General features: G+C 42.7%; 14 protein-coding genes. 2 read left to right on the forward strand and 12 right to left on the reverse strand.

The features are described from left to right. Positions 1-157 precede the first annotated feature (157 nt). From ald to lacD (I6N96_RS16145), 12 genes are all read right to left on the reverse strand, one after another. A complete protein-coding gene (gene ald, locus I6N96_RS16090; RefSeq protein ID WP_209558593.1) occupies positions 158-1,273 on the reverse strand; it encodes an alanine dehydrogenase in 1,116 nt (371 codons plus the stop codon). Positions 1,274-1,407: 134 nt separating this feature from the next. Next, a complete protein-coding gene (locus I6N96_RS16095; RefSeq protein ID WP_209558594.1) occupies positions 1,408-2,343 on the reverse strand; it encodes a hexose kinase in 936 nt (311 codons plus the stop codon). Between the two features lie 142 nt (positions 2,344-2,485). Next, positions 2,486-3,481, reverse strand: coding sequence for a tagatose-bisphosphate aldolase (lacD, locus tag I6N96_RS16100; RefSeq protein ID WP_209558595.1), 996 nt, complete (start codon positions 3,479-3,481; stop codon positions 2,486-2,488). Between the two features lie 15 nt (positions 3,482-3,496). Beyond that, the gene (gene nagA / locus I6N96_RS16105; RefSeq protein ID WP_209558596.1) at positions 3,497-4,657 is read right to left on the reverse strand and encodes an N-acetylglucosamine-6-phosphate deacetylase; all 1,161 of its coding nucleotides are present in this window, start codon (positions 4,655-4,657) and stop codon (positions 3,497-3,499) included. 234 nt (positions 4,658-4,891) lie between these two features. Continuing rightward, positions 4,892-6,061: an AgaS family sugar isomerase gene (locus I6N96_RS16110; RefSeq protein ID WP_209558597.1), complete on the reverse strand. Its 1,170-nt coding sequence runs from the start codon at positions 6,059-6,061 to the stop codon at positions 4,892-4,894. Positions 6,062-6,085: 24 nt separating this feature from the next. Then, complete coding sequence (locus I6N96_RS16115) at positions 6,086-6,808, reverse strand: GntR family transcriptional regulator (RefSeq protein WP_209558598.1); 723 nt, start codon at positions 6,806-6,808, stop codon at positions 6,086-6,088. 538 nt (positions 6,809-7,346) lie between these two features. Next, entirely contained in the window at positions 7,347-8,390 is a 1,044-nt protein-coding gene (locus I6N96_RS16120) for a PTS system mannose/fructose/sorbose family transporter subunit IID (RefSeq protein ID WP_209558599.1), read from the reverse strand. Further along, on the reverse strand, positions 8,380-9,180 hold the full coding sequence (locus I6N96_RS16125; protein WP_209558600.1) for a PTS mannose/fructose/sorbose/N-acetylgalactosamine transporter subunit IIC: 801 nt from the start codon (positions 9,178-9,180) through the stop codon (positions 8,380-8,382). Before I6N96_RS16125 ends, I6N96_RS16120 begins: the two co-directional genes overlap by 11 nt. A 21-nt stretch (positions 9,181-9,201) precedes the next feature. Then, the gene (gene agaV, locus I6N96_RS16130) at positions 9,202-9,678 is read right to left on the reverse strand and encodes a PTS N-acetylgalactosamine transporter subunit IIB (RefSeq protein ID WP_209558601.1); all 477 of its coding nucleotides are present in this window, start codon (positions 9,676-9,678) and stop codon (positions 9,202-9,204) included. A gap of 177 nt (positions 9,679-9,855) precedes the next feature. Then, positions 9,856-10,143 carry a preprotein translocase subunit YajC gene (gene yajC, locus I6N96_RS16135; RefSeq protein ID WP_245187009.1) on the reverse strand — a complete coding sequence of 96 codons (288 nt, stop codon included), beginning with the start codon at positions 10,141-10,143 and terminating at the stop codon, positions 9,856-9,858. Between the two features lie 2 nt (positions 10,144-10,145). Then, the gene (locus tag I6N96_RS16140) at positions 10,146-10,583 is read right to left on the reverse strand and encodes a PTS sugar transporter subunit IIA (RefSeq protein WP_209558602.1); all 438 of its coding nucleotides are present in this window, start codon (positions 10,581-10,583) and stop codon (positions 10,146-10,148) included. A gap of 794 nt (positions 10,584-11,377) precedes the next feature. Then, a complete protein-coding gene (gene lacD / locus I6N96_RS16145) occupies positions 11,378-12,361 on the reverse strand; it encodes a tagatose-bisphosphate aldolase (RefSeq protein ID WP_209558603.1) in 984 nt (327 codons plus the stop codon). Between the two features lie 150 nt (positions 12,362-12,511). On the opposite strand from lacD (I6N96_RS16145), the gene I6N96_RS16150 reads away from it, so the two are divergent. Then, on the forward strand, positions 12,512-12,796 hold the full coding sequence (locus I6N96_RS16150; RefSeq protein ID WP_209558604.1) for a hypothetical protein: 285 nt from the start codon (positions 12,512-12,514) through the stop codon (positions 12,794-12,796). A 77-nt stretch (positions 12,797-12,873) separates the two neighbouring features. Then, entirely contained in the window at positions 12,874-13,815 is a 942-nt protein-coding gene (locus tag I6N96_RS16155; protein WP_209558605.1) for a LacI family DNA-binding transcriptional regulator, read from the forward strand.

Below are 13,815 nucleotides of genomic sequence, written 5' to 3' on the forward strand. Positions count from 1 at the left end.
GTATAATCTTTAAACATAAAAGCACGCTCCTTTTGATTGGGTTTAGGCACTTTAATCATACAAGGTTGTGTGCTTTTTATGTACCCCTAAATCAAAAAAAGTGGGACAATGATCAGATTTTTTTCTGACTATTGTCCCACTCTCGATTTTTTTATTTTTACCCGATAAATGTCTCAACATCTGTATAAGGCAACTCCAAATCTGCGGCTACTGCCGGATTAGTCATTGCTCCATCGATGGTATTAACACCCTTTTTCAGTGCAGGGTTTTGCTTGATACTTTCTTCAAAGCCTTTATTAGCCAGTTCCATCACATACGGCAATGTTGCATTCGCTAAAGCATAAGCAGATGTTTGAGGAACGGCTCCCGGCATATTGGCAACCGCATAGTGGATCACGCCATGCTTTGTATATGTCGGCTGATCATGTGTTGTTACCTTGTCGATTGTTTCAAAGATTCCGCCTTGATCAATAGCAATATCAACAATGACTGAATGCTCAGGCATTGATTTTACCATTTCCTCTGTCACAAGTACCGGTGCTTTATGCCCCGGAAGGAGAACCGCACCAATCACTAGATCAGCGTTTTTCACAGAACCTTGGATATTGAATTGATTAGACATCAACGTTTTCACTGAACCGCTGAACTGATCGTCCAACTCTTGTAGACGCTTTGTGCTCACATCCAAAATCGTCACGTCTGCACCCATACCTAAAGCAACCTTCGCTGCATTCGTACCTGAGATACCGCCACCGATGATCGTCACATTTCCTTTACGCACACCCGGAACTCCGCCTAATAAGATCCCTTTCCCGTCAGGAACCTTCTCCAAGCATTTTGCTCCGATTTGTGTTGCCAATTTACCAGCAACCTCACTCATAGGAGACAGCAATGGCAAAGCACCGTTTTCAAGCTGTACACTTTCATAAGCGATTGTTTTGATTTTGCTCTTCATCAGCTCTTCTGCCAAAGGCTTGTTTGCTGCCAAGTGAAGATATGTGAACAGAACAAGATCTTCTCTTAAAAAGTGGTATTCTTCTGCCAACGGTTCTTTGACCTTCAATACCATTTCCTGTGCCCATGCTTCTTCAGCAGTTGCGACGATTGCTGCTCCCACTGCAATATACTCGTCATCCTTGATTGAAGCTCCTGCTCCTGCGTTTGTCTCCACAAACACTTCATGCCCTGCTTTGACTAAATCTAAAACACCCGCAGCAGGTAATGCCACACGGTTTTCACCAATTTTTATTTCCTTCGGAATACCAATTTTCATACGCTCTACCTTCTTTTCTGTTCATTTTTTATACATTCTTACATAGTCATGTAAAAATTATAAAGTAAGAAAAAGCGATGTGCAAGGCGATTTCCAATATTTGTGACCAGATGAGCAAACAATCGTTATTATTTTCAATAAATTTGCTCTACTATGATTTGGTTAAAGAGCCTGTCTATATTCTGCGGATCGATATGACCAGTTTTTGCCTCCAAGGCATTCAGCATCCCTGTCGTCATCCCCCATTTCAGTATTTCTTCATCAGAACAGCCCTCATTGATTCCAGCTGCCAAGCCAGCTAATGTCGCATCTCCTGAACCCACAGGATTGACCACCTCTATTTTAGGAATAGTGACCCGATAAAAGTTTCGATGATGCTTGGCTACAGCACCCTCTCCACCCATTGAAACAACGATCCATTCAATACCATCAAACAACGGATGCTGCAGCTGTTCAATCAGTGAATCCTTCTCTGTTGTATCTACCGATAACAGCTCTGCAATTTCGGTCTCATTCGGCTTGATCAAAAATGGTTTACTTTCAGAAGTCACAGCGCTCTTCAATGCATTCCCTGATGTATCCAACAGCACAGGAACCTGCTCTTCCTTTGCCAAAGCAATCAGCTGTTCATACAAGTCAGCTGACAAACCGGCAGCTAAGCTACCGGAAATCGTTACCAAAGAGCATTTTTCCAGCTGATGCTGATACCGAAGAATAAACCGCTGTTCCTCTTCTCGACTCACAACCGGTCCTTTTTCTAAAATCTCTGTCTGCTGTCCTCCGTCATGAAGGATGGCTATTGAGTTCCTTGACTCTTCCATAATTTCTGTAAAATCATGCGAGATCCCTTCCTCTGTCAATTTCTCTTTAATATAGGCACCTAGATGCCCGCCAATGACACCTGCCGCTAAAACATCCTTATCCAGCTGATATAGAACACGCGTTACATTAAGTCCCTTGCCTCCAGCAGTTTTCGATACCTGTGATACACGATTAACAGCATCTAATTTCAGATGCGGCAATGGATAAGACATATCAACAGACGGATTCATCGTTATCGTCAAAATCATCCTGTTTCCTCCTTCTTTGATAGAAAAAACGACTGGTAAGTAGATAAATACCAGCCGCCTAAGCACATCAGACCTTCATTTACTAAATCCAGAATAACTATTAGGGTATCCGTGGTTTCCCTCTATTACCAACTGCCCCTCTCTATTCCACTTCCACCTTATCATGCCATGAAGAGGCTGTACGATTAACCACTTCATTCAAGGTTTCAATATTGGCTTTTCCTTCTGAAAGTAGCCAGTCATGAGCCGCAGATTCGCCTTTTTCCACAAAAGGCTGAACACCATTCTTCCATGTCGCTCTTCCACAAAGTACCCCATTAAAGGTAGAGCCTGCTTCCTTTGCAAATTCTAATGTCTGTTGGAACAGCTCCGCAGAAACGCCGGCACTCAGAAAGATAAACGGCAGATGCGTCGCTTCACTTTGCTCCTTAAAGTACGCCAAGCCTTCTTCTCTTGAATATAAAGAATCTATACCTTGTTCGGCAAAGCCCTCCACATAATTCATATTGACAGGGACCTCAACTTTTAAAACATCCACGTTGTATTTGTCCTTCGAAAATTCTTTCATCATCTCGATTACTTTATGGGGCTTGATTTTAGCATATTCTTGCGATGCTGCATCAGAAATCTGCGCGTCATAAGAAACCAATTCTAGATAGAAAGGAATATCCTCCCCGATGCACTCACTACCTAAACGCTCAATAAAAACATGCTTCAAATGATTGATTGCCGGCTCCTCATCCACATCGTAATACAGCAGGAATTTGATTGCATCTGCCCCCGCTTCTTTCAAACGAAGAACAGACCAATCTTCTAAAAGATCCGGCAGACGCCCCGGCGTAGAAGCATCATAGCCCGTTTTTTCATAAGCTAACAATAAGCCTGCTTCTTCGTCACGAGCTTGCGCCGCTGCCAGTCCATACTCAGGATCAAGCAAAATGGATGACGCAAATGGCGTCAGATCCTTTGATACCAATTCTTTAAAATCACTGATTTGTTCTCCCTTTGCTTCTGCCCCCAGTGCAGTAATCATTTTTTTCAGCGCTCCACGCTGATCGATCGCCAGTGCCTCGATCAGTCCATCCTTTGTTGACAGACGATCCATAGCCGCCTTTTTCTCTTTGCTTAATTTCAGCATCTCTATATCCCCTTCTCAATTCTTCTCTTCATTTTTATACATAGAATGTCCATCTAAGTAGGTTTCCAATAAGGTCATATCTGGACGGATAACCAGAAAATCAGCAGGTAAACCAGACTGAATACTGCCGCAGCGATCATCAATATTCACACTCTTTGCCGGAACAAAGGATGCCATTTTAATCGCTTCCTCTACAGTAGCAATATCCCAATCCACGACATTCTTCACGCCATCAAACAGCTGTAGAATACTTCCCGCCAGACTTCCATTAGAGGTAAGACGTGCAGCACCATTTTTCACATCAACCGGAAACTCTCCTAATGTATACTCTCCGTCCGGCATTCCTCCCGCACGCATGCAATCCGTGATCAACGCTGTCTTCTCAGGCGTTTTAGTGCGAATCAGGATTTCCGCTGCCGCCGGATGTACATGATGCCCGTCGCAAATCAGTTCAGCAGTAGCCTCTTTTGTGTTCATCGCAGCTCCGACCATTCCTGGTTCTCGATGATTTAATCCACTCATCCCGTTGTAGGTATGAACAAATATTGATGCACCTGCATGAACAGCCGCCTTTGCCTCAGCATAAGCAGCAGAGCTATGACCCAGTGCCACCGCTACTCCTTGCTTAGTGACAGCTTGGATGAAATCCGCCGCACCTCGCCTTTCAGGCGCTAAAGCGATTTTTCTGATCAATCCGTTCGCCAGCTTCTGCCAGTGATTGAATACTTCAATATCCGGATCAGAAAAATAACCAGGATTTTGTGCCCCTTTATGCTCTTCTGTAAAAAATGGCCCCTCAAAGAAAATCCCTTGAATCTTAGCCCCTTCTACCTCCTTATAATGTTCACCGATCGAAGCAGTCACCTCATTCAAGGTTTCAACACCTGCTGTCAGCGTTGTGGGTAGAAAGGAGGTCACACCACAGCTAAGCAACCCTTTGGACATCTCCTTGATCCCATCAAAATTATTATCCATCACATCATGACCAAGAAACCCGTGAATATGAGTATCTACCAGTCCCGGAGCAATCCAGCGACCACTGTAATCAACAATTTTCCCATCTGGTTTTTCTTTCACAAACGTACCAAAATGACCATCAATAATTGCCAGATACCCCTCTGTCTCTACGCCGCCTTTTAAAAAGAAACGATCTGCATAAATAAAATAGCTGCTCATTTTTTCTATTCCTTCTTTCTCTAGTTAGCAAAAACTGCTGCCATTGATTCATCAACGAAAACATACTTATTCACTCATCGATTCTTGAACCTGACTCAAAAATAGCTTGATAATTTGAAAAATGGGTACACCAAAAACAGTGACAGAGATACTAGTTCTCCAACTAATATCCCGGCCCCTTAAATCTTTATACAAATATAGTAAAAGAAATACCTCATTTATCCCAGTCACTGTTTAGGAAAGTTCGTGGATCGTCACACCTTGAACGACACGGTTCACTGTTCCTGTTGGCGATGGTGTATCCGGTGTATTACCGACCTTGATGGAACTGTGTAGTGCAACAGTCTGTGCAAACAAAATATCAGGTAATGCCAGATAAGCCTCCGGCAAAAGTACCTCCTGCGTTGAATAGGTAAATGCTGTTTCCGAAAAGGAACCTTCCCCAGCTTGTCCAATACCCACTACAGCTGCAGCAATTCCGTCTCCATGAACCTCATTCAAAATATCCAAATCATATTTTCTTGTATACACATCATTACTTACGAATACAAAGACCATTGTCCGTTTGTCTACGAATGATTTCGGTCCATGTCTGAAACCAAGTGAAGAATCGAATACTGTCGCAATCTGTCCCGCTGTCAGCTCCAATACCTTCAGCTGCGCTTCCCTGGTCAAGCCGCTTAAAGAGCCTGATCCCAAATAAACGATTCGCTGGTATTCACGATCTAATACCGCTTGGATTTCAGCCTCACGCTGAATCACTTCTTGTCCCAGCTCCTGCATAGCCTGTACATATGCTGTTTTCTGTGACAGAGATTCCTGATCGAAAATCAACAAAGCAGAAAGAGTCATACATGTAAAACTGCCTGTCATCGCAAAGCCTTTATCATTTGATTTCGACGGCATCAACAATAATAAGATGTTTTCTTCGTTTTCAGCTGCCAATGCCAACTGACCATCCGCCGCACAGGTAATGGTGATATGGTAGAGCTGTTTGACGATTTTATCCGCTGCAGCAACTGCCGCCAAGCTCTCCGGAGAATTGCCGCTGCGGGCAAAGGAAACCAGGATCGTCGTTTCCTCCGGCAGTAAATAGTCATAAGGTGCACCCACGATATCTGTTGTACCAATACTCTCAAATGAAAAGCTGTGGTTGTCGCCATTTCGCGTTAAGTAAGGAACCAAGGTATCTCCAACGTATTGAGAGGTTCCTGCTCCGGTAAAAATCACGCGAATTTTTCGGTCAGTCGTCTTTTTTATCTTTTCGAGAAAAGCGTGGATTGCTACTTCATTTTTTTTATAGATTTCCAGTGTTTCCTGCCATAATTCAGGCTGTTGTTTGATTTCACTTGTTGTGATATCCGCACCCATTTTCTTTAAAATGTCTGCATTTTTTTCAAACATTCAGCATGCGCCTCCTTGTTTTAGTCAGCGAACATGGCGTACCTTATAGCGAAACTTATCAGCTCGAGCAACACTCAGTGTGAACTCGATCACTTCGTTCTTTATATTATATGTTGTCCGAACCAGATTAAGACTCGGTGCACTATAAGGCACATCCAACTGCTTCGCATCATTATCACTTACAATACTTGCATAAAATTCTTCTTCAGCCAGCTTGATCGTCTCACCATAATCATCAGCAAATAAATCATACAGCGGCTTTACTTCCAGATCTTCCCGTTTCATCGTCATAAACTTTTTATAAGGCAAATAAGAACGCTCCACCATCATCGGCATATCATCGGCACTTCTTAAGCGCTTGATTTTAATGATTTTCTCTCCAAGCGAAAGATTCAAATGCTCTGCAAAAAATTTATTCGCTTCAACGATCCGAAACTCTAAAATCGTCGTCACCGGCTCTTTTCCTAAAGACCTCATTTGTTCTGTAAAGCTGTAGCCCCCAGTCAAATTCGTTACTTCTTGACTGATTGAAGAAACAAAGGTTCCTTTGCCGTGTTGACGATAAATATAGCCCATTTTTTCTAATTCCTGTAATGCCAGACGAACCGTCGTACGGCTTAATCCGTATTTCTCAGACAGCTCCCGCTCTGACGGAAGCATCGCATGCGGCTCTAAATCATTTTCAATTTGCTCTTTCAATAGATCGACCAGCTGATCATATAATGGTTGTCTTCTCTTTCTTTCCAAAGTCTTCCCCTCCCGAATAAGCAGCTTGTCAAAAAGCCGATTTTTGCCACTCAACAGTCACACTTACATAGTGCAACGCACTGTTGGATCTAAGGCTATCTATCATTTATCTCTAAAAATCGATGACTTTCTTCCTGCTACTAACAAGTGGTAATTACCACATGATAAGTCTACCTATTCTTTTGATGAAATACAATGGTTTAGACAGAGGTTGTAAGAAAAGCGGAATGAGCTTGGTCAGCTCCCGAACAATAAGGCGAAAATAGTGCGTGGTGGCCTTTACCACGAAACACTTTTTGACTTATTGTTGAGAGGAACTAGCTCATGAAGCTAGACAACCAGAAAAGCGGAACGAGCTCGACCAGCTCCCGAACAATAAGGCGAAAATGGTGCGTGGTGTCCTTTACCATGAAACACTTTTTGACTTATTGTTGAGAGGAGCTAGCTCATGAAGCTAGACAACCAGAAAAGCGGAATAAGCTCGACTAGCTCCCGAAGCCTGCCATTGGCTAGTTGATTCCTTCTGTTACAGCCTCTTCTATGGCCAGATTGACGGCCACAGGCCAAATCCGGAGCCCACCAGCCCAATGATCAGAACAAAACCGATACATTTCAAAGGTGTCCAACCACGTTTCGCCAAGAAGAAGTACAGCATCATCGTCAATGCCAATGGAATCATTTGAGGCAATATACCATCCAATATTTCTTGAATATTGATTGTTACATCTCTTGTTTCATTTTGATTATAGGTTACTTCAAAATCTCCGGTAGCCAGCTCTTTCACACCCAATGCTTTTTCATCAGCACCGGCATCCTGTACGTCATCTGTCAGCTTGCCATCATCATCTTTTTTGTAGATGTACTCATCAAACTTGTGAACATCCGCAGCAGGTACCACCTCTGTTACTGAATACAGCGCATTGGTTGTGCCATTTGGAATCTTGACATCCACTTTTGTTGCACCATATACACACGTCAAGGCGCCAACAACGAAAATCCCCAAAATACTCGCCGCACGAGTGAACTCTTTCGCATTTTCCGTCAGAACACCGATTGCATCTGTTCCAAGCTTGTACGACCAGTTCATCAAGAAGAAACGCAGAGCAAACTGAGCAATATTGAATACCAGTAAGAAAATGAATGGTGCCGCAATGTTTCCATCAATTGCCATATTTGATGTAATACCAGCAGTGATAGGAACCAAGGTAAACCAGAACAACGCATCTCCAATACCACCTAGAGGACCCATTGCCGCCACACGGACCGCACGAATCGTTGGAATATCAGCTTTATTTTGTTCCAGGGAAAGAACGATCCCCATAACAAAAGTAACTAAAAACGGGTGAGTGTTGAAAAACTCTAGATTATGACTCATGGATGCAGATAAATCATCTTTATTGTCTCCGTGAATCTTTTTCAGTCCCGGAAGAATTGAATACAACCAGCCGCCGGCCTGCATCCGCTCATAGTTGAAGGATGCCTGCAGAAACAGGGAACGCCAAACCATCTTGTTCAGAGTCTTTTTATCCAGCTGATTAGCTGGCGTAGTGTTCTGATAGTTATCAGGAATGTTATATGCCATCTTCGTCACCTCCAACGTTAGTAGTCGCGGACTGTTTGAATTTCGTCTGGATCTGATAGTCCCAGAAAGCTAGCGCAAAGCCGATGAATGCAAGAATGATCAATGCAGGTCCGCTCAAGCTTGGTGCTGCCATTACAATAACAGCCATAGCAAAGCCGAAGAAGTAGAAGCCCCACATGTCTCTTGATACCATCACCTTAAGCAAAATAGCAAACCCGACATAACGCATCATACCGCCGGCAGCACTCAAACCACCCATCAGCCACTCAGGAATTGCATCAACAACGGTTTGTCCAAACGCCTGACCACCAATAAAGAATAAAACAACAATAATACCAAAAATGCTTCCCAAAGCCAGCATTGCCAGATAGTTGATCTTATCGATCCCCTTGGTATTCCCTTCATGTGCATAGTTGTCAGCCACAGTCATAACTGGAGACATCAATGAGAAAATCAACGTTACGCCATACTGTCCTAATAATGAAAATGGAATTGCTGTTGCAACTGCTACTGTTGGTTCAAGCTTCAATGTGATCGCCAGAACCGCGGCCATGATCCCACCGATTACTGCATTTGGCGGCTGCGCGCCTCCAACCGGCATATTCCCGATCGTCATCAGCTGATACGTACCACCAACGATCAAGCCTGTTTGCAAATCCCCTAAAATCAACCCAATGACCATACCGGTCACAATTGGCTGATACAGAGACTCTAAAAAACTGAACTGATCGATCGCCGCAATAAAGGTTACTAAAAACACTAATAATATTTGCAGAATACTGTAATCCATTTTTTTATCTCCTTTCCAGCTCTAACTAAAAAGTTTCTTCGTGTCTTCCACAGGCGTGGTCGGCACACGGCGAATTTCTAATTCTACGCCTGCATCCTGCAGCTTTCTAAAGGCTGCCACATCCTGATCATCGACTGCTACGGTTGTTGCCACTTGTCTTTTTCCTTCAGCCATATGCATGTTGCCGATGTTGACTTTCTTGATCGGTACACCACCTTCCACTAGTGTCAACACATCTTCAGGATTCTCAGCAATGATAAAAATCTTTTGATTCGCTGAAGCTTTATGAATAATATCAATGGTTTTCTGCAATGTGAAATAACGTGTTGCAACGCCATTTGGTGCAGCCATATCCATTAGTCCCTGTCTGACCTTATCCCCTGCTACCTTGTCATTTGCTACTAAAATTAAATTAGAGCCGATTGAACCGTTCCATTGTGTTGCCACTTGTCCATGAATCAAGCGATTATCGATACGTGTCAGTAAAATATTCGGCATGTCTCTTTTCCCCTTTCTTGAACTATATGAATACTATTAAGGATTTATCACATGAAAAATGTGTAACAAAAGAGTTAGCAGCAATTGTTATTTCTTTAATAGGATTTATATATTTATTAAAAAGTTTGTGGCCTAAGTATGGGTCAACTTTCCGGAGCTTAAAATAGTATTCCGGAATCAGTTCGCTGCTTTCGTCACAACCTCCGTAATAGCGAATCTCGAAACTTCCATCACTGCATTGGATTTCACCTTCACATCAACCGTCTCATCTCCTACTCGAGTCAATGTACCGTAGATCCCATTTAAGAAAACGACCTGTTGACCGACAGCCAGCTCTTGGTGGAGCTTTCTGTAATGATCCTTCTGAGCCTTGACGCCCTTATAATTGAGAAGATAATAAACGAGTGCCATCGCGCCAAGAAAAACAATCATTACAATCGATGATGCCAATATGTTTTGCCACATGATTATATCCCTTCTTCCTCATCTTCTGCTGCTGATACATCGATCAAATCAAGTGTTGCATGCATCAAGCCATCTTTTCCGATAGCCAAAATTGCGGGGATAAAATCTTCAACAGAATCAAATGCCTGACGAAGACCGCTACCCTCAATCAATATCGGCAGGTTGGTCCCTGCAATCACTTGTACCTGCTCCTTGCCGGAAGCTGCCAGCATCGCTGTTCGAAATGGTGTCCCTCCAAGAAGATCCGTAAATATCACAATGCCCTCAGCCGACGAAAGATTTTCTAACGCCTGTGTCATTTTTCCTTCAAAAGCCTCCAATGCTTCCTCCTCTCGAAAAGGAATTACTTCAAAAAGCTCTTGAGGTCCAGCAATCATCTCTACAGCACCCATCATTCCCGGGGAAAAACTGCCATGCCCTGTTAAAATACAGCCAATCATATTCTCACATCCTTTCACTGGTATTTAAGAAAAGCTGAACAGACTTGCTCAACTTCCGAGCAATATAGGAACTTGACTCACTGGTACTCTTTTTACCAGTGCAGGAAAGTTATCTTATTGCCGAAGAAGTTAGTCTGTAAAGCTAGACACTCAGAAAAGCTGAATGAGTCGAGAGCTCATGAGCGATATAGGGAACTGGCTCAGTGATGCCCTCTATCACTGAAGACAGTTCGTCTTATCGTTGATTGAGCTGACTCATGAAGCTAGACACTAGAAAAGCTGAATGAGCTTGAACAGCTCCCGAACAATAAGAGCAAAACTGACACATGGTGTTCTTTACCATGAGGCATGTTTTGACTTATTGTTGAGTGGAGCTAGCTCATGAGCGATATAGGGAACTTTTCCTAATCGGCTAACTCATCTTAATGAAGTGAATTTCCCTTTGAAAATCCACTCCACTCTTCGTTTCGCATACCATTCTACTAATAGTTCCTACAAAAGTAGAACTGACAATATCCTTTATCACTGAAGACAGTTCATTTTATTGTCGATTGAGCTTGTCAGATCCCCTATTTGATCAACAAACCCCAACTGGTAGTAACCACAATATGAGTATAAAGCAAAAACGTTTACAAAGTCAACCAATAATACTATATTTATAGTGATATTTCCGTAAAACCATCCTTTTATACATAAATAAAGGTATCTTTTTAGATACCAGTTAAAAATGCAAAAAGCTACGAAAATGTTGAAAAAATCAGCATTTCCGTAGCTTTGAAGTCTTTATTCGAATCCTATTCTACCTTATCACGCCAAGAACTAGCACTTTGTTCCACGATCTCATTCAAGGTTTCGATATTGTCTCTTCCTTTTGTCCTGAACCATTCTTTTCCGGCTTCCTCGCCATTCATCACATAGGGTTTCACACCATCACGCCAAGTTGCCCGACCGCAAAGAACACCATTAAAGGTTGAACCCGCTTCTTTTGCAAATTTAATCGTTTCTTGGAATAGCTCCATCGTTACGCCAGCACTAAGGAAGATAAACGGCAGTGCTGCTGCCTCACTTTGTTCTTTGAAGTAACTCAATGCTTCTTTTCTAGAATAAACAGACTCACTGTCAGAGAAGCCTTCTACATAATTCATGTCTACTGGTACTTCCAGTTTCAGAACATCCACATGATATTTCGGTTTCGCAAATTCTCTCGTAGATTCGATGACCTTTCTAGGCTTGATTCGAGCAAAATCTGCTGAATGAACATCTTCGATATCTGTATCATAGGTCACGATTTCAAGGAAAAACGGAATGTCTTCTCCTTCACACTCGCTGCCCAATCGTTCCACAAACACATGCTTCAAATGGTTGATCCGTCTATCGTCGTCCGGGTTATAGTACAGTAAGAATTTGATTGCGTCTGCGCCTTTTTCTTTTAGCCTCGCTACGGACCAATCTTCAAGGACATCCGGCATTCTTCCCGGAGTGGAAATATCATAACCTGTTTTTTCATAAGCTAGAAGTAAACCGGCATTCGCTGCACGTTCTTTTGCAGCAGGCAGGCCATACTCCGGATCAAGTAAAATGGCTGAAGCATATTTTGTCAGCTCTTCAGAAGCCGCTTTTTTGAAATGAATGATTTCTTCTTCTGCATTATTTTCGCCAAAACTGGCCATCATTTTCTTCAAGGAGCCGCGTTGGTCGATTGCAAGCGCCTCAATGATTCCATTTTTAGAGGATAGACGTTCCAGCGCAGCTTTTTTTCCTTCACTTATTTTCAACATTATTCGATAGTCTCCTTTCAATTCTCTTGCTCGCCTTGAGTATATGCCCGACTTGCCAAAATTACAAAAGAGATGCCTTTTTATTATTTTTCCCTTGACCTGTTACGCGTTTCAGAAAGTATAGTAAAGAAAACAAAGGAGGAATTCATCATGATTCAGGCTATTGTAGAATACAGTGACACGTTAGGAATGGATTTTTATTTCGTTACTGTCAGTATCAATAACGGTATAATGGAAGTAGACAGCTTAAACAGCTATTGTAAAGCCTTCAATAAAACGATAGACTTAACTCAGCTTACTCAATTAGCTGTACAAAAAGACGACTGCCCTTCTATCTATTTTTCCAGTGAAAACGAGGACTACCGTTTTGTCGATTACGGCAACGGCATCGTCTCTTATATAGAATCCAGATTACCGTCCGTGATCTATTGTTAAGCTATTGTTCTTCGTTGCTGCACTTGAAAGACTTGAACCTGTAGAAGCATTGACCAACTGACAACAAGGAGACTACTATGACGACTATTCGTGATATCGCTCGGCTGGCTGATTGTTCTGTCACAACGGTTTCCCGTGTACTGAACCGTCATCCCTATGTATCTGAAGTAAAAAGAAAACAGATCCTCGAAATTATCGATGAGCTGGACTACGTCCCTAGCGCTCAGGCTAGAGACCTGAGCTACGGCCTATCAAAAAACATCGGGGTACTGATTCCATATGCAAATGTCCCTTATTACGATAAAATCATCAGCGGGGTATTGAACGCAGCCTTTAAAGAAGGCTACAAAATCACTCTACTGCCGACAAATTACGAAGCGGAAAAGGAAAAATACTACTTGAAGCAGTTAGCCGCCAAAGCCTTTGATGGACTCATCATCACATCAAAGGTTATTTCCTTTGAAACGATCCAACAGCATTTGAAATACGGCCCTATCGTCTGTTGTGAGGATACTGGGGATTATCCGATTTCCTGTGTCTCTTTTAATAGAGAGGAATCCTATGTGGAGGTTTTTCAGCACTTCAAAGAAAGCGGGCTGCGCCACATCGGACTGGCCGTTGGACGACATCAGTCGATCAGTCCCAGTACAGCACTGATGCTGAATGCCCATAAAAAAGTCTTCGGGCACTTTCCTGAAGACTCATTGGTCATCCCTGATTGCCGCAATTATGAGGGTGGTGTCAAAGCCGGCAAGCTGTTTGCGCAATTACCGCAGCTAGATGGTATTTTCGCAAACAGCGATGAAGTGGCTGCTGGTATTCTTCAAACAGTCGACCTTCACTCGATAAAAATCATTGGTGAGGAGAATTTGCTTGCCGGTCATCTGTTACATTTTTCTACAGTTGATCATCATTTAGATCGTTGCGGCGAAGAAGCTTTTCAACTGCTATTCGAACCAAAGAATACCCGTTTATCAATCCCCTATCGCTTTATTAAACGCGAAAAAAACAACAGCTGA

Source organism: Enterococcus larvae, from assembly GCF_017830045.1.
In the GTDB taxonomy this organism is placed as follows: Bacteria; Bacillota; Bacilli; order Lactobacillales; family Enterococcaceae; genus Enterococcus_L; species Enterococcus_L larvae.